18 protein-coding genes and 1 pseudogene are annotated in these 16,703 nt (G+C 52.5%); 1 reads left to right on the plus strand and 18 read right to left on the minus strand.

The genetic code is table 11. The features are described 5' to 3' along the window. Positions 1-63 precede the first annotated feature (63 nt). The 9 genes from NSQ22_RS17555 to spoIIID all read right to left on the minus strand — a co-directional run bounded on the left by NSQ22_RS17555 (position 64) and on the right by spoIIID (position 6,351). Positions 64-756 (minus strand): CpsD/CapB family tyrosine-protein kinase, encoded by a 693-nt coding sequence (locus tag NSQ22_RS17555; protein ID WP_269799547.1) that lies wholly within the window; start codon positions 754-756, stop codon positions 64-66. Then, positions 746-1,489, minus strand: a complete 744-nt coding sequence (locus NSQ22_RS17560) for a YveK family protein (RefSeq protein ID WP_008880658.1) — start codon at positions 1,487-1,489, stop codon at positions 746-748. The genes NSQ22_RS17555 and NSQ22_RS17560 overlap by 11 nt, the downstream gene beginning before the upstream one ends. A 143-nt stretch (positions 1,490-1,632) precedes the next feature. Beyond that, positions 1,633-2,019, minus strand: coding sequence for a hypothetical protein (locus tag NSQ22_RS17565; RefSeq protein WP_008880659.1), 387 nt, complete (start codon positions 2,017-2,019; stop codon positions 1,633-1,635). Between the two features lie 157 nt (positions 2,020-2,176). Then, positions 2,177-2,614, minus strand: coding sequence for a 3-hydroxyacyl-ACP dehydratase FabZ (gene fabZ, locus NSQ22_RS17570; RefSeq protein WP_327054647.1), 438 nt, complete (start codon positions 2,612-2,614; stop codon positions 2,177-2,179). Between the two features lie 61 nt (positions 2,615-2,675). Next, positions 2,676-3,035, minus strand: a complete 360-nt coding sequence (locus tag NSQ22_RS17575; RefSeq protein WP_081157418.1) for a DNA-directed RNA polymerase subunit beta — start codon at positions 3,033-3,035, stop codon at positions 2,676-2,678. A gap of 12 nt (positions 3,036-3,047) precedes the next feature. Next, complete coding sequence (locus tag NSQ22_RS17580; RefSeq protein WP_339263956.1) at positions 3,048-3,869, minus strand: flagellar hook-basal body protein; 822 nt, start codon at positions 3,867-3,869, stop codon at positions 3,048-3,050. An 18-nt stretch (positions 3,870-3,887) separates the two neighbouring features. After that, positions 3,888-4,718, minus strand: a complete 831-nt coding sequence (locus NSQ22_RS17585) for a flagellar hook-basal body protein (RefSeq protein WP_339264658.1) — start codon at positions 4,716-4,718, stop codon at positions 3,888-3,890. 262 nt (positions 4,719-4,980) lie between these two features. Then, positions 4,981-5,982 (minus strand): rod shape-determining protein, encoded by a 1,002-nt coding sequence (locus NSQ22_RS17590; RefSeq protein WP_008880664.1) that lies wholly within the window; start codon positions 5,980-5,982, stop codon positions 4,981-4,983. Between the two features lie 105 nt (positions 5,983-6,087). After that, the gene (gene spoIIID, locus NSQ22_RS17595; protein WP_008880665.1) at positions 6,088-6,351 is read right to left on the minus strand and encodes a sporulation transcriptional regulator SpoIIID; all 264 of its coding nucleotides are present in this window, start codon (positions 6,349-6,351) and stop codon (positions 6,088-6,090) included. A gap of 307 nt (positions 6,352-6,658) precedes the next feature. On the opposite strand from spoIIID, the gene NSQ22_RS17600 reads away from it, so the two are divergent. Next, entirely contained in the window at positions 6,659-7,168 is a 510-nt protein-coding gene (locus NSQ22_RS17600; protein ID WP_081157420.1) for a BsuPI-related putative proteinase inhibitor, read from the plus strand. 369 nt (positions 7,169-7,537) lie between these two features. On the opposite strand, the gene NSQ22_RS17605 is transcribed toward NSQ22_RS17600, so the two are convergent. The 9 genes and pseudogenes from NSQ22_RS17605 to murA all read right to left on the minus strand — a co-directional run bounded on the left by NSQ22_RS17605 (position 7,538) and on the right by murA (position 16,688). Then, positions 7,538-8,071, minus strand: coding sequence for a chromate transporter (locus tag NSQ22_RS17605; protein WP_011888379.1), 534 nt, complete (start codon positions 8,069-8,071; stop codon positions 7,538-7,540). Further along, on the minus strand, positions 8,068-8,649 hold the full coding sequence (locus NSQ22_RS17610) for a chromate transporter (protein WP_035499504.1): 582 nt from the start codon (positions 8,647-8,649) through the stop codon (positions 8,068-8,070). Before NSQ22_RS17610 ends, NSQ22_RS17605 begins: the two co-directional genes overlap by 4 nt. A 25-nt stretch (positions 8,650-8,674) precedes the next feature. Next, the gene (locus tag NSQ22_RS17615) at positions 8,675-10,279 is read right to left on the minus strand and encodes a gamma-glutamyltransferase family protein (RefSeq protein WP_236934037.1); all 1,605 of its coding nucleotides are present in this window, start codon (positions 10,277-10,279) and stop codon (positions 8,675-8,677) included. A 12-nt stretch (positions 10,280-10,291) separates the two neighbouring features. Then, complete coding sequence (locus tag NSQ22_RS17620) at positions 10,292-11,269, minus strand: dipeptide ABC transporter ATP-binding protein (protein ID WP_081157422.1); 978 nt, start codon at positions 11,267-11,269, stop codon at positions 10,292-10,294. Next, positions 11,241-12,062: pseudogene (locus NSQ22_RS17625) on the minus strand (ABC transporter ATP-binding protein); the annotation flags it as partial. The pseudogene NSQ22_RS17625 and the gene NSQ22_RS17620, both read right to left, overlap by 29 nt. A gap of 222 nt (positions 12,063-12,284) precedes the next feature. Beyond that, positions 12,285-12,734: an Lrp/AsnC family transcriptional regulator gene (locus tag NSQ22_RS17630; RefSeq protein WP_011888387.1), complete on the minus strand. Its 450-nt coding sequence runs from the start codon at positions 12,732-12,734 to the stop codon at positions 12,285-12,287. 309 nt (positions 12,735-13,043) lie between these two features. Beyond that, on the minus strand, positions 13,044-13,937 hold the full coding sequence (locus tag NSQ22_RS17635) for a M23 family metallopeptidase (protein ID WP_008880676.1): 894 nt from the start codon (positions 13,935-13,937) through the stop codon (positions 13,044-13,046). Positions 13,938-14,061: 124 nt separating this feature from the next. Further along, a complete protein-coding gene (gene spoIID / locus NSQ22_RS17640) occupies positions 14,062-15,090 on the minus strand; it encodes a stage II sporulation protein D (RefSeq protein WP_008880677.1) in 1,029 nt (342 codons plus the stop codon). 293 nt (positions 15,091-15,383) lie between these two features. Next, on the minus strand, positions 15,384-16,688 hold the full coding sequence (gene murA, locus NSQ22_RS17645; protein ID WP_011888388.1) for a UDP-N-acetylglucosamine 1-carboxyvinyltransferase: 1,305 nt from the start codon (positions 16,686-16,688) through the stop codon (positions 15,384-15,386). Positions 16,689-16,703 lie beyond the last annotated feature (15 nt).

The following is a 16,703-nucleotide window of genomic DNA, read 5'->3' on the forward strand; positions in this document are numbered from 1 at the left end:
CGGTCTCTCCCCTCTTTCTCTCTCACATGAACGGCTTCCCGCCATTGGGGAAGCCGTTTGTTGTTACTTGTATTGGTAGTAGTAGTAATAGCCGCCGTCACGGTGTTTCCGTTTGTTCAATACAACGCCAAGCAGCTTGGCGTTCGCTGCTTCGAGCAGTTCTTTCGCCTTGATGGCCGCTTCGATTTCCGTGCCACCGCTTTCGATGACCAGCACCGGTCCATCACATTGGTTAGCTAAAATTTGCGTGTCTGTCACGGCCAAGACAGGCGGGGTATCGAAGATGACGAGGTCAAACGTCTCGTACAACTGTTCGAGGGTCTGAGCCATCGCTTTCGAGCTGAGCAGCTCGGCTGGGTTGGGCGGGATCAGACCAGATGATAAGACGAATAAGTTGTCGATATGCGTCTCTTGGCACGTCGGCAAGAGCGGCGCCGAACCCGTTAAGACGTTGGTGAGCCCCGTGTAGTTGTTGAGGCGGAACGTGTAATGAGCCGTTGGCTTACGCAAGTCGGCATCAATGAGCAACGTCTTTTTCCCTTGTTGGGCGAAAACGACCGCCAAGTTGGCCGCAGTCGTTGACTTTCCCTCACCAGGACCGGTAGATGTCACAATCAAGGAGCGGAGTGGTGTATTAATGACCGAAAACTGAATATTTGTTCGGATCGTCCGATATTGTTCAGAGATCGACGATTTTGGGTTATCAGCAGCGATCAGTCTCCGCTCTACTTTGCGGATCTGTTTTTTACGAGCCAATGGTTTCACCTCTTGTTTGCGGAAGAGCCGATTCATGTTTCTTCTTTTGATCACCCTCAGCAGTGATCAAACTGACGGTGCCGAGTACCGGCAGGCCGAGATGGCGTTCGACGTCCTCTTCCGTTTTGATCGTGTTGTCCAAATATTCAAGCAAGAAAGCAAGTCCCACGCCCGTCATAAGGCCGACGACAAAGGCGATGGCCATATTGAGAAGCGGCTTCGGTTTCACTGGGGCTTGATGCTCTTTCACTTCTGCTTTGGAGAGAATGGTGACGTTGTCGATGTTCATAATGTTGACGATTTCGTTTTTGAACACTTCGGCCGTTTTATTGGCGATCTTAGCCGCCATGGCAGGATCCGGATCTTGAACGGTAACAGCGAACACTTGCGAGTCTTTTTCGCTTGAGACTTGAATTTGTCCGTTCAGTGCGTCCAATGTCTGGTCAAGCTGCAGCTCATCTTTCACCTTTTCCAAAATCGTCGGGCTTTTAATGATGACACTGTATGTGTTAATGAGCTGCACGTTCGTTTGAATCTCGCCAACGTTATACATCTGCTGCTCAGATTTGGCTTGGTTGACGAGAATTTGCGTTGACGCTTGGTAAATTGGCGTCAATAGAAAATAACTGACCACACCGCTTACCATCGTCGCAAGCGCCGTGATCAAGACGATTAGCCAAAGCCGTTTGCGTAATGTCTCAAACAATTCGCGCAGGCTAATAGTTTCCTCCATTGTTTACCCCCTAATTCCCTTCTAAGTTGTGATCCATTTACACACATAAATTATTATTATATCGAAGATGAACAAACATATCTAGAAGCAATTAGGTAATTTACACTAGAAAAAAAGGCCGCCTTATCGGCAGCCTTTTTGTGTTATTGATCTTTGTTATTGCGGTCGTTGACGTCTTGCGGGTCTTCAATTGGGTCTTCGCGATCCGGAACGGCGTCGCGTTCGTCATCGCCCGGTCCGTTATTTGTGTCAACGCCTGGAGGCAATTGGTCATTTTGATTGTCGTTCAAATCGGCATCGCGGTTGTCCGGGATACCGTCATTGTCTTTGTCGTTGTCGACATTATCGTTTTGGTTAATGTCATCGGCCGGGTTCATGTCCATGTCATTGCGATCACCGTTATTGATATCATTCTGTTCGTTGTTTGGCGGCGGCGGATTGTCGTTGTCACGGTCCACATTGCATCCCGCCGCTACAAAGAGGGCGACGACAGCGCTGAACAGTTTGAACAGCACCGCTTTGTTTTTCATTGCACCTTCCCCTTTCTACGTGTTGTTGTGACCTTATGTAAGACCGGTCCTTGTTTATCTTTCCCAGAAACGCACATTTCATGCATGCTGGCAATTAGGAGGGATTTTTTCAGAGGGAGAAACGAAGAACACGCGCCCTTTACGGGGCGCGTGTTGGTTAGTTGGCTGGTTTATCGCCTAGGGCGAACATGAGCTCCGTTTCGCAGACAAGTTCGCCGTTGACGGTGGCGACGCCTTTGCCTTTACCGATGGAGCCACGAGCGCGGAGAATTTCGACTTCGAGGCGGAGTTGGTCGCCTGGTTGGACTTGCTTTTTAAAGCGGCAGCTGTCGATGCCGGCGAAAAAGGCGAGGCGGCCGCGGTTTTCTTCACTTTGCAGGAGGACGACGGCGCCAACTTGGGCGAGCGCCTCGACGATGAGAACACCGGGCATCACTGGGTATTCCGGGAAATGGCCGGCGAAAAACGATTCGTTGGCGCTCACGTTTTTGATGCCGACCGCACGTTTGCCTTCTTCGATTTCAAGAATGCGGTCGACAAGCAAAAACGGATAGCGGTGCGGGATGATCGCTTGAATTTGTTGGATGTCGAGCATAGCGACACTCCTTTCCATTAGAGTCAAGAATGTTGATGTTCTGCGGCAAGCCGCTCAGTTTCTATGTTCCTTTTTCCACAACGTCAAGGATGTGTTGCCACGTTGACAGGCGGAACACGTCGAGCCATTCTCCATCGCCAAGGGCGCTGTAGCCGACGACCGCTCCCGTCGCGAGGCAAATGGCCATGAGAACGATGACGATCACGAGCCGAAGCCAGATCGAAATGAGCCGTGCGCGCACGAAGCGGCGTTTTCCCTCTGTCGGTTCGGCTTCGGATGGCGGTTCGTTCACTTCCGTTGGCTGTTCTTCATGCAAGGAAGCGGCTGCGTCGTCGAGTGCGCTTTTGGCGGAACGTTGTTGTTCTCGCTCCTTTCGCCGCGCGACGCGGGAGAGCGGTTCGTTTTTCGTTTCATTGCTCATGTCGATCTCTCCTTATGAGGAGCGCAAGTTGTTAATGAGCCCGAGCATTTGTTCAGAAATGGAAATGGCGCGGGCGTTCAGCTGATAGGCGCGGGTTGTCGCCATCAAACCGATCAGTTCTTCACCAAGGTCCACATTGGACTGTTCGAGCGCCCCTTGTTTCATCGCGATTTGGCTGCGCAAGTTGCCGTTCAGCTCCTGAGTGGCACCTGGGGCAGTGGGAAGCGTGAAGACATTATCCTCCAATGCTTCAAGGAGCTGCGGGCGGCGGATGACAGTGACGCCTAGGTTGACGCGGGCGACAACCGCGCCGTTGGCATCGGTGGCCGTCAACGTCCCGGTCGGGGACAGTTGAAAGCCGGTCGCATGAGCCGGCAGCTCGATGGGCGCGTTCGTTTCATCAAGCACTGGGCGACCATCGCTTGTCACGAGAGCAAGACGATCGCCTATGAGCGTCAATGAAAAGTTGCCAGCGCGAGTGTAACCGATCGTTGCGACGCCGTTGCCATCGGTGACTCGAACGCGAAACCATTGGTTGGCAGCGGTAAAAGCAAAATCGAGTGCACGACCGGTCTCGGCGAGCGGCCCTTGAGCGGTGACAAGCATCGTCGAAGCAAGGCCCGCCCCGTTGCCATAGCGCACGCCAGCTGGGGTTTGGCGGGGCGCTTCGTCATCCGGCAGGCGGTCGACTTGCTGGGTCAACAGCTCAGCGAAACTCGCTTCGCGCCGTTTAAAACCGGTGGTGTTGCTGTTGGCGATGTTATGGCTTAGTGTATCGAGCCGCTGTTGCAGCGCGTTCATCGTGTTGGCGGCGGTGTGCATCGAGCGGAGCATGAGCTTGTCCCCCTTTTATCATTTCAAGCGGCCGACTTCATTGACGGCCTTGTCTAAACTGCGGTCGTACGCTTGGATGATTTTTTGGTTCGCTTCAAAGGCGCGATAGGCGGCGAGCAAGTCGGTCATCGTCCGTTCGATGTCGACGTTGGATCGCTCGATGAAGCCCTGTTTGACCATATACGTCACATTGCCTGGCGCCTGCGGCAACGGACCTTCAGTGCTGCGGAATAAGCCGTTCCCTTCCTTCACTACCGTTTTCGGATTGGCGGCGAATACGACGCCTAAGCGGGCGATCGTTCTGTTTTCCGCCGTAATCGTCCCGTCATCGCGAACGGTGAACGATTCGCTCGGGATAGCGATGCGTTCGCCGTTGCCATCCAACACATACCAGCCGTCTTGCGTCGTTAAGTAGCCGTCCGGGCTCAGTGTGAAATGACCGTTTCTCGTGTAGCGAGTCTCCCCTTGGCCGTTTTCGACAGCAAAAAAGAGCGTACCGCGCTCCCCAGTTGTCGGGTCGACCGGGACTTGTCCATCCACTAAGGCGACATCGGTGGAGAGCCCTGTTTCTTTGATATCCCCTTGTCGAAAGTTCGGGATGAGCTCTTGTGTATATACGCCTGTGTTGAGCAGCCCGATCGCGGTTTGCGTGGGGACGGCGCGCGGTGGGGCAGATGGAATCGACTCGTCCTCGAGCCGGTTCATCAACAGTTCCGGAAATGCTCTCATCGCTCCTGCGTCGGCTTTATACCCTGGCGTTTCGGCGTTTGCCAGATTGTTTGTGAGCCAATCGACCCGCCGTTGTTGCGCCAGCATGCCGCTCGCAGCTGTATACAGTCCCCTCAACATGACGATCACCTCGCTTGTCCCATCGTTGGCCATTGCCATAGAATCATGACCTGTCATGATGAACGATCCACCTTCATTCAGGCGATCGCATTTCCATTCCTCTCCGTGCTTAAAGGCACGATTTTTTCCAAAAACCGCTGCTGGCTCGAGGCAGCGGCGGTTTCTGTCTCTTCCTACATTATAGGCGGGCAGAAGCGGCCACCGCATCCCCCGCCTTTCCTTTTTTCACATAGACTTTTCGGTCGCCGCTGGCGGCAAACGGTCAAACGAACTGTGTTTTCGGCGCGCGGTCGATGTTCTCAAGCATCAGTCCGGTGCCAATGGCGACGCAGTCCATCGGATTTTCAGCGATAAACACCGGCAGCTTCAGCTCTTCGGCCAACAGCAGATCGATGCCATGAAGCAGCGCGCCGCCGCCCGTTAAAATGACACCACGGTCAATGATATCCGCCGACAGTTCTGGCGGTGTGCGCTCAAGCACGCTCTTAGCGGCTTGTACAATTAAAGACACCGGCTCGCGAAGCGCCCGTTCGATTTCTTCTGAACGAACGGTGATCGTGCGCGGCAACCCGGTGACGAGATCGCGGCCGCGGACGTCGATTTCTTCGGTCCGTGCGCCTGGGAATACCGTTGCGACTTTGATTTTAATTTCCTCGGCCGTTCGTTCCCCGATGAGCAGCTTATATTCGCGCTTAATGTAATTTAAAATCTCCATGTCGAACTTGTCCCCGGCCATCTTAATGGAAGAGGCGGTGACAATGTCCCCCATCGAGAGAACCGCGACATCGGTGGTGCCACCGCCAATATCGACGACCATGTTTCCGCACGGCTGGAAAATGTCCATTCCGGCGCCAATGGCTGCGACTTTTGGCTCTTCCTCTAAGTACACTTTTTTGCCGCCGCTTTTTTCCGCTGCCTCTTTGATCGCTTTTCGTTCCACAGATGTCGTGTTCGTCGGGCAACAAATTAAAATGCGCGGCTTGGCGAAAAAGCCTTTTAGGTCGAGCTTGCTTAAAAAGTGCTTCAGCATCGCTTCCGTAATGTCAAAATCGGCAATGACGCCGTCTTTGAGCGGCCGAATGGCAACAATATTCCCAGGGGTACGTCCGACCATTCGTCGTGCTTCTTCGCCGACTGCCAGCACTTTGTTCGTGTTTTTATCGATCGCCACGACGGACGGCTCATTGAGCACAATGCCTTTGCCTTTGACGAAAATAAGGACGTTCGCCGTGCCTAGGTCAATGCCTATATCTCGTGAAAACATTACATTGCTCCTCCTTGCCTCTGCCCTGAAATCATTCCTAATTGGTTATTTTACCATATTTCATCGCCGGAATGATACTGTCAATGGCAGATGGCAAGGAAAATGTTAATTGTTTTTTACCGCTTGCTTTTTGTACTTTTTCTTCGTCGCTTCGCCGCCGCGCAAATGGCGGATCGATTTATGGTAATCGAGAATTTGTTTTACTTCTTGGGCCAGCTCCGGATTGATTTCCGGCAGCCGCTCAGTCAAGTCTTTATGCACAGTGCTTTTCGACACGCCAAACTCTTTCGCGATCACGCGAACGGTTTTCCTCGTCTCCACGATATACTTGCCAATCTTGATCGTACGCTCTTTGATGTAATCGTGCACACCACTCGCCCTCCCTAAGTTGGATGTGAGAAGTGAGAAGTGTGAAATGAGACTCGTCTTGCCAAAGATGAGCGCCGCTTTCGTTGGATGTCTCGGAAGCGTCTTCGCCGCGTCGCTTGCCAGTTGTGAACGATCCCCACCTCAACCACTCTCATTGCTGTTCAATTTGTAACATTTTATTAGACAAATCGGGCATATATACCAGAAATATCAAGGCGGACAACAGTTTTTTCACAATTTTTTGCGGTTTGTAACGAGAGAGAAACGGGAAACGACTATAATATAAAGAGACAAAAGGAGGGGCAATATGGGCAAAGGAAAAGTGATCGGCATTGCCGCAGTGCTAGCCGGGGTGGCAGCGACAAGCGCGTTGTTTATGTATACAAACGGCGAAGAGCACTCGCAGGCTAAGGATGATCTGCTTGGCCCTGCGCCGGCGGGCAAACCGGCTCAAGCAGGCGGAAAAGGGATCAGCGCCGGAACGTTGGCGCCGTCATTGACGTATCAAAAAGAAAACGGCGCCTACGTGTTTACATTTACGGTCCAAAACCAAACCGAACGCACGCAGACGGTAACGTTCACCAGCTCGAAAAAGTATGACTACATTTTGTATCGTGATGGGGAAAAGGTGAAGCAGTTTAGCGAAGGGAAGATGTTTGCGCAAATTTACGAAGAGCGGACGGTCAAGCAAGGCGAAGAGCTGTCCTTTCAGGAGACGTTCCGTGACTTAGCGCCGGGGACGTACACGCTTGAATGGTGGCTCGCCGACAAAAACTGGCCGAACGCTCGGGCGAAAGTGACGTTTACCGTGGAATAGACAACGTGCCATGGATGAATCGGCACGTTTTTTCTTTGCGTCGACACACAGCAGCCGTCCGATGGCACACGCTCAGTCGTTTTTCGTCTTTTTGAAAACAAGTGATTGAATCTCCATCATATAAGCAACAGGACAACCTTCTTTGTATGCATGCTCAATGATGTCGTTAGACGCTATGTTGTATCCTTCTTGAGGTCATCCTTGTCATCATACGGCTTCTCAAACTGAAAAACCATGTGAACGCGATGTCTCTCTTGATTCAAGGGCGATCGATGGAAGGAAATATGGCTGTTTTTCAGAGACGTCCCTGCTAAACAACAAAGAGGCTTCGCACACATGAAGCCTCTTTTCGTTATGGCGGTTCATGCTCTAGGACAAGAAGACAGCTCCGTACACAAGCGCCAAGGCGATGACGTACGCCGGGTGGACGCGCCATTTACCAAACAGCAAAAAGGCGCTGGCAGCGGCGAGAAACACCGTTTGGCCGAGTCCGGCCTCTTCGTACGATTCCCGGAAAAAGTCGATCGCCATGATCCCAAGCATGACGGCAATCGCCGGACGGATATAGGCGGTAAGCCGCTTCACTTGCGGAGCGTCTTTCCATTTGTACAACAGCCGCAAGAGTGCCAGCAACAAAATGAGCGACGGGGCGACGCTCGCAAACACGGCGACGGCGGCGCCAAGGATACCGGCTTGTTCGTAGCCGATATAGCCGGCCATTTTTGTCGCGATCGGACCGGGCAGGGAGTTGCCAATCGCCAGCACTTCACTGAATTCATTGACCGTCATCCATTGGTAGCGGTCGACCACTTCGTGCTCAACGAGCGGAATCGAGGCTGGGCCGCCGCCATAGCCGAGAATGCCGGGCCAAAAAAAGGCGAGAAACAAATGCCAGTAAATCATGGCGACACCTTCCTTTCACCGCGGTCGTTTCCGTTCGCCGCTTCCGTTTTTCCCCGCCTGACAAACGCTGCTACAAGCAAAATGGCGACCACCAGCGCCGGATGAAGCCCGAGCCGCCACAAGGCGAGAAAGCAAGCGACAAGAAGCAAGGCCGCCGGCCAGATGCCGAGGGCGGCGCACGCTTGCTTGGCGAACTGCCATGTCATCTCGGCAAGCATGACAGCGACAACGGGGACAACCGCTTTGGTCATCCCGGCGACCCATGGCGTGTCTTTCAACGATGACAGCACTGCTAGCAGCACGATCATCAGCCCAATCGTCGGGGCGGTCGTCGCGACGACGGCGTTGATGAGTCCAAGCGCACCGCCAACTCGATAGCCGATATAGCCGGCAAGCTTCGTCGCGATCGGACCAGGCAAGGCGTTAGCGATGGCTAAAATCTCGGCGAATTCTTCATCTGTCATCCAGCGGTATTTTGTCACCACTTCGGCGCGCACGAGTGGGATCGAGGACGGACCGCCTCCGTACCCGAGCATGCCGACGCGAAAAAACGCGAGAAACAAATGCCATTGATTCATCGTTGTCATTCCTTTATCGCTAGTTTCACCAAGCGGCGACCGCTCCATCCGTGCGCGGCTCCGTCCCAGCGGCAAGCACGCCGGTATCAGGATCGCGCCAAATGATTTGTCCGCGGCCGAACGGGCCGCCGTCCAACGCCACGCGGATGTCGTGTCCTTTGCGGGCGAGCGCTTCAGCGATATGACGTGGGAAGTGCGGCTCAACGAGCACTGTTTTCCCTTCCATCCACTGCCAACGAGGCGCATCGAGCGCTGCTTGTGGATTCAAAGCAAAATCGACCGTGTTCATGATCACTTGCATATGTCCTTGTGGCTGCATAAACCCGCCCATGACACCAAACGGGCCGATCGGTTTGCCTCCCTTTGTTAAAAATCCGGGGATGATCGTATGGTACGGCTTTTTCCGCGGTGCGAGCCCATTTGGATGGTTCTCATCAAAGACAAAGTTATGACCGCGGTTGTGCAAGGCAATCCCCGTGCCCGGCACAACGAGGCCAGAACCGAAGCCCATATAGTTGCTTTGGATGAACGATACCATATTGCCCTCGCCGTCAGCGGCAGCCAAATAGACCGTCCCGCCTTTTGGCGGCGTCCCCGGCTCCGGCGTAAGCGCTTCGGTGCCGATTTGCGCCCGGCGCATCGCAGCAAACGATTCAGATAACAGCTCGTCTACGCGATAGTTCATATAGCGACGGTCGGCGATATACGCTTTCCCGTCGGCAAAAGCGAGCTTCATCGCCTCAATTTGTCGGTGGTATGTCTCTACATCCGGAACATTCGGTACGTCAAACCCGTTCATGGTGTTTAACGCCATTAAGGCGACAAGTCCCTGGCCGTTCGGCGGGATTTCCCATACGTCGTAGCCGCGGTAAGAAATGGAAATCGGTTCGACCCATTCCGGTTCATACTCGGCAAGATCTTCAAGCGTCAAAAAGCCGTTGTATTGCTTCGAGAAGGCGACGATTTTTTCCGCCAACTCGCCGCGATAGAAGCTTTCCGCTTCGGTCTCCGCAATCGAACGAAGCGTCGCCGCATGATCGGGTGAAGCCCACACTTCACCGATGTTCGGGGCGCGACCGTCCGGCGCAAACGTCTCAAACCACGAGCCGAACTCCGGCCCATGGAGCGCTTCTTTGTACACCCGGTAGGCGTTCGCCCAGTACTTTCCGAGCACAGGCGATACCGGATAGCCGTTTTCGGCATAGGCGATGGCCGGTGCAAGCGTTTCGGCAAGCGACAGACGTCCAAAGCGCTTCGACAGCGCCGCCCACGCCGCCGGCGCTCCCGGGACCGTCACCGGGGCGAACCCGTATTTCGGCATTTCCGTATAGCCGCGCTCTTTTAACACGTCGAGCGAAATGGCAGCTGGCGCATAGCCGCTGGCGTTTAACCCGTACAACTTCCCGTTCGTCCAGACGAGCGCGAACGCATCGCCGCCGATGCCGTTGGACGTCGGCTCAACGACCGTCAGGCAAACCGCGGTGGCAATCGCCGCATCGATGGCATTGCCGCCTTTTTTCAGCACTTCAAGCCCGGCCTGAGCAGCGAGCGGTTGCGATGTGGCAACAATACCGTTTTTGGCGAACACTGTCATCCGCTGTGATGGATATGGGTGGTATAAGTAGTCCATAGAAACTCCTCCTCACTTCACTTCATGACAAGCAACAAAATGACCTGGAGCTGCTTCTTTCCACTTCGGCCGTTCTTGTTTGCATCGTTCGGTCGCCACCGGGCAACGCGTATGAAACGGGCAGCCTTTCGGCGGATTGGCCGGATTCGGCAAGTCGCCTTCAAGGCGAATACGCTCCCGCTTGACGCCCGGCTTCAGCCTTGGAATGGCGGACAATAACGCTTTTGTATACGGATGCAGTGGATTGGTGTACAATTCCTGCGACAGCGCGAGTTCGACAGCATGACCTAAATACATGACGAGCACCCGGTTACAAAAATGGCGAACAACCCCTAAATCGTGGGAGATGAATAAATACGTCAACTCATGTTTTTCTTGAATGTCCTTTAATAGTTTAATGATTTGCGCTTGGACGGATACGTCTAGCGCGGAAACGGCCTCATCGCAAATGACAAGCGATGGATTGAGAGCAATCGCCCGGGCGATGCCAATCCGTTGCCGTTGCCCGCCGCTGAATTCGTGCGGATAGCGGTCGTAATGTTCCGGACGAAGCCCGACTTCTTGAAGTAACTGCAGCACGCGCTCCTCGCGCTCGGCCTTTGTCATGTTCGTATGAATGACAAACACCTCCTCAAGCGCGTGGCCAATGCGTTGACGAGGGTTCAGCGAGGCGTACGGGTCTTGGAATACCATCTGCATCTCTTTTTTCCATCGTTTGCGCTGCCGTTCCGGCAAACGGCTAATTTCCTCGCCTCGAAAAAAAATCGATCCGTCCGTTGCTTCTTCTAAACCAAGAATCGTCCGACCAAGGGTCGATTTTCCACAGCCCGACTCGCCGACAATGCCGATACTCTCCCCGGCAAACACGTCAAGGGAAACATTCTCCACTGCTTTTACATAGCCTTGGACGCGCTGCAACAATCCTCCCTTGATCGGGTAATACTTTTTCACGTTTTCCAACTTAAGAAGTGGCTGCTTTGACTCGCTCATCGTTGTGAACCCCCTCTTCTAACCAACAGCGGACGGAATGACTGACGCTGATCGTTTTCTCCGGCGGCGATGCAGCCCGGCATTGATCGGTCGCAAACGGACAGCGTGGGTGAAACCGACAACCGTCAATTTGTTCGTTTAGACTCGGTAGCGTGCCTGGAATCGGTTCAAGCGAATACTCTTCGTCATCCACGCTTGGCACGGATTGCAGCAGCCCTTGTGTATACGGGTGGCGTGGATTGGCAAAAATGCTTTCGACATTGCCTTCTTCCACTTTCTCCCCAGCGTACATGACCATCACCCGGTCGGCCATTTCGGCGACAACCCCCATGTCATGGGTGATTAAAATAACGGCCATGTTCAATTTTTGTTTTAGATCGTTTATCAAGTCGAGAATTTGCGCCTGAATCGTCACGTCAAGAGCCGTTGTCGGCTCGTCGGCAATGAGCAAACTCGGATGGCAGGCGAGTGCCATAGCAATCATGACGCGTTGTCTCATCCCGCCGCTTAACTCATGCGGATATTGTTTCATCCGCTTTTCCGGAAACGGAATGCCGACTTGCTTGAGCAGCTCAATGCCCCGCTCGTGGGCCTCCTGTTTCGACAGTTTCTGATGGAGCATGAGCGGTTCGCGAAGCTGATAACCGATCGTAAAGACCGGGTTAAGCGCCGTCATCGGCTCTTGAAAAATCATCGAAATTTCGTTTCCACGAATGCGACGCAACTCCTCTTTCGACAGTTTCGTTAAGTCGCGGCCAGCAAACTCAATCGAACCGCTCTCTATCGCACCGTTTTTTCTGTTGTTTGTATAAAAGAGAATTTTATATACATTTGTTAAGAAAAATTGAATGATTATTTAACAAAGTTAATTTCTATTTCGTTTTTTATGATTATATAGGAATTTGAACCATTTTTCTACACAATTGTCTAAAAAAAATGAATTTTTTATTTAAATAAAAAAACACCCTTAAAAAGGTGTTTTTGTGACGCTTCGCCGTTCCGCTTCAGTCAATCTCTACAATTTCAACCCCGTCCGACTTTTGAAACGACGCAGCAAAATATGGCTTTCCACTCTCGTAATACCTTCTAGTGCATATAACTCGTTGTTGATGAATTTCTCGAGGGCGTTGAAGTCTTCGACAAGTACGTGCATATGCAGCGTGCTCGGACCGGTCATTTGATAGCAACTCGCCACATTCGGATTCTCCGCCAGCTTTTGCGCGACTTCGACTAAATACGCCGGTTCGCAGTCGACTTCGAAAAACGCTGACACTTGTTTGCCGAACTTCTCCGAATTAATGACAACAGTGAATTTTTCGATAATTCCACGTTTGACGAGCTGGTTCACCCGTTCGCGGACAGCAACACGGGAGAGATTCAGTTTTTTCCCAATATCGACATACGACATGCGGCCATCTTCAATCAACATTTCAAGAATTTTGCGGTCGATATCGTCTAGTTTCACGATAAAGTCACCCCGACTCACACCTGTTTTCTATCATTATATCGGTTCAAACGGCGCGTTGGAAACCACTTTCTTTTTTATCTCCCACTTCTACCTATGCTTACACTTAGCGGTGGGAGACTCTTAGGAACACCCGCCTCAAGGCAGGCTGGCAATCCCCCCCTTCCCCATCGGTTGGTAAAGGACTTACGTTCACGTGTGGAAGCGGAAGTCTTCTCCGGTTCGGGATGAGAAAACGGAAAAAGACCCGCTGTTCGCTTTGGCAAACAGACGGGCCTTTCTTTGTCATTCGTTCCCTCCATGAAATCGCTACGCTCTTGCCATACCGATCGAAGCGTCTGGCATTTTGTTGGAAGATGTGTCATTATTTTGATCTTGTTTGTTGTCGTTTGGCGTCGTTGTGTCGTCGTCAGCCGGCGTTTGTTCTGATTCATTTGCCGGATTGTCTTGAGTCGGCGCTGTTTCGTCGCTTGGCGTCGTTTCTTTCTCCTCGCTTACGTTGGTGTTATTGGTTCCGGCGTTGTCCTCCGATTTGTCGGTCAATGCGGTCAACGGTTTGTCGACATAGTCGATCGGGTTCACCGGTTTTCCGTCTTTGCGAATTTCAAAGTGGACGTGGATGCCGGCTTCTTTGTTAAATTCGCTTTGCCCTGCCTTACCGATCACTTCGCCTTGTTTCACCGTATCGCCTGCTTCTACTTTCACATCAGCAAGCGATTGATAGACGGTCGTGACCCCTTGTTCATGGTTGATTTCCACAACGTAGCCTAAAATCGGGTCTTTTTCCGCTTTCGTCACCGTGCCGCTTAACGAAGCGGTGACGTCAAATGTTTTACCGTCTTGGCGCACAAGGTCGATGCCTTGGTTCGGATGGTACGTATGATCATAAAAGACGAGGGCTGCTTCCTGCTCTTGTTCTGATGCGTTTTCGTCATAGAACGGAGTTTTCACTTGTACTGCGTTCGGATCAACTACAGGCATTGCAATGTTTTCGACCGTTTCATTGACCGGAATGGCCGGGTCTTCTTGCTGGGCGGTTCCGTTTTTTGCTACGTTGTTTTCGTCTGTGCTCTCTTGCTTGCCCGCTTGGAACCAAAGTGCACCGGCGACAATCAACGCCGCGCAAGATAGATAAATAGCCGGAAATACCCAACGTTTGCGGAAGAAACGCTTCAGCGACGGTTGTCTTTGTTCCTCTCTCATGTTCATCACCTCAGCAACCATTTTGAACAGAAAGAGGAAAAGATATACACGCCGCAAACAATTTTTTGTTTATTTTTTGACATTCGGCCTCGTTTTATGCAAAAAAATCGGAGCAGACGCTCCGTTATTTTTTCGCGGTCAACTTATTCAAAAAGGCGGTCGCTGAGGAGATGCGGACGCCGCGGTAATAATGTTTGACGATATCGGCGTACGTTTTTCCTTCTTTCGCCATGAAGTTGGCTCCATACTGGCTCATGCCGACGCCATGGCCGTAGCCTTTTGTCGTGATGATGATTTCATCGCCTTTGCGCGCCCATGTAAAGTCAGTGGATGGCAGGCCGAGCCGTTCACGCACCTCGCGACCGGTGAATGTCTTGCCACCAATTTTCACCTCACCGACACGGCGGCCAGGTGTACGCGAGACAATGACGCCGACCGAACCGTCAGAGGACAGCGTCACGCCAAGGCGCCGTTCAAATTCCGAGACCGCCATCGTTTTTCGTTGGTAAAACTTCGGCGATTGTTCGTCCCATGGGCTGGCGACGCTTTTTAAATACGGAAAATCGTTTTGCCAGTATGCCTCTGAATTTTCGGTATAACCGTTGCTTGTTGAAAAAAAGAGCGCTTCGATCGGTTCGTTGTTATACGTTAAAATTTGTCCGCGCGTATCGAGAACCGCTTTCGTTATTTTTTTGATTTTCCAGTCATAGTCGCTTCCCCATAACTTCCGCAATTCAGCATCGCTGTAATACACTTGGTGCGTCACCGTGTCCGTCACGTTCGCGCCTTCCGGCAGGCGAAACGGCTGATTCGCGAGCAACTGCTTGACGATGTATGTTCTTGCCGTCAACGCTTGTGCCTTTAACGCCTCGAGTTCAAATTCAGCCGGCATTTCCGCCGCTACCACGCCAATGACATATTGCTCGAGGGGAATTTTTTCTACGCGTTGCTCTCTGCTTCGGTAGACGGCCACGTCAACGGACGGCCCTTCGGCTGCCTGTGAACGTTGGATTTGTTCTTGCTTGTGCAGTTGTTCCGTCAATTTTGCCACCTTCCCGTCGTAAAATGGTAGAACGAGCGCCGCCGGAATGACGAGGATGGCGACAAACAGGCATAGTGCGAGTACGATGACTGGTTTCAGTCTTTTTACCATAGCCGAGCCCCCAATATGCATTTTTCAAGCACAAGCGGACATCATGAATCAATGCCTGCATTGGCTTCGGTTCGTTACTATAGTTATGGGCTCGGACAAGTATATATGACAGTTTTCTTTCGCGTTTCGTCTTATCTTTAAAGGAGCTCGCCTCCCTACAGTTGAAAGCGTGGGATCTTCATTCTCCGACAAAGCAGGGGGGGGACGTTCGCTAGTAAGCGGGGAAGGTGCGGACAGAAAGAATAAAAACGACCATTCCCTACCCAAGGTAGTTCACGGTCGTTTTTTCGCCATTATCCGTTCCATTCGATTGCTTCGACTTGGTCGAGTTGTTTCGTTTCTTCGCGGACGCGTTCAATGTCGGCCCCAAGCGCAGCCAACTTTTCATGGAAGCGGACATAACCGCGGTCGAGATGACGCAGCTCGGTTACGCGCGTATAACCATCGGCTGCGAGACCAGCCAAAATTAAAGCAGCAGCGGCGCGCAAATCGGTAGCCGCCACTTCAGCGCCTTGCAGCTGACACGGGCCGTTAATAATGACAGAGCGTCCTTCAATTTTAATATCCGCGTTCATCCGGCGGAATTCTTCCACATGCATAAAGCGGTTTTCGAATACCGTCTCGGTGATCATGCTTGTGCCTTCCGCTTTTAACAAGAGAGCCATCATTTGCGACTGCATGTCGGTTGGAAACCCAGGATATGGCATCGTCTTAATATCGACTGCTTTCAACGTTTCCGGCCCGATGACACGCACGCCGGTTTCCTCTTCGATAACCGTTACGCCCATTTCTTCCAACTTCGCAATGAGTGAGCTTAAATGTTCGGGAACGGCTCCTTGCACGAGGACATTGCCACCAGTGATGGCGGCTGCGACCATAAACGTGCCAGCTTCGATGCGGTCCGGGATGACCGTATGCGCCGTACCGACAAGCTCGTCGACCCCTTCGATGCGGATCGTTCCGGTGCCGGCACCGCGTATTTTGGCACCCATCGCATTCAAAAAGTTCGCCAAATCAACGATTTCCGGCTCTTTGGCACAGTTCTCAATCACGGTCGTGCCTTCGGCGAGCACGGCCGCCATCATAATATTTTCTGTCGCTCCGACGCTCGGGAAGTCCAAATACACTTTCGCGCCGCGGAGACGACCATTGATTTCTGCATCAATAAAGCCGTTGCCGACTTTCACGGAGGCCCCCATCGCTTCAAAGCCTTTTAAATGTTGATCAATCGGGCGCGAACCAATGGCACAACCACCTGGCAACGCAACGCGGGCCCGGCCATTGCGAGCCAACAGCGGTCCCATCACGAGCACGGAAGCACGCATTTTCCGAACATACTCAAACGGCGCTTCCACCGTTAACGGACCGGTGGCATCGACCATTACAGCATTGCCGGCGATGCGCACATCAGCGCCTAAATAGCGGAGCACTTCGCTGATCGTATATACATCGGAAAGAGCAGGCACATCATGAATCGTACTTGTTCCTTTACTGGCTAATAAGGTGGCAGCGATGACGGGCAAAACGGCATTTTTTGCGCCTTCCACTTTGACGGTGCCGCTCAACCGGTTTCCGCCACGGACGATGATCTTTTCCAAGATATTCCCCTCCGC

Source organism: Geobacillus sp. FSL K6-3411 (genome assembly GCF_037965715.1).
GTDB lineage: Bacteria > Bacillota > Bacilli > Bacillales > Anoxybacillaceae > Geobacillus > Geobacillus thermodenitrificans.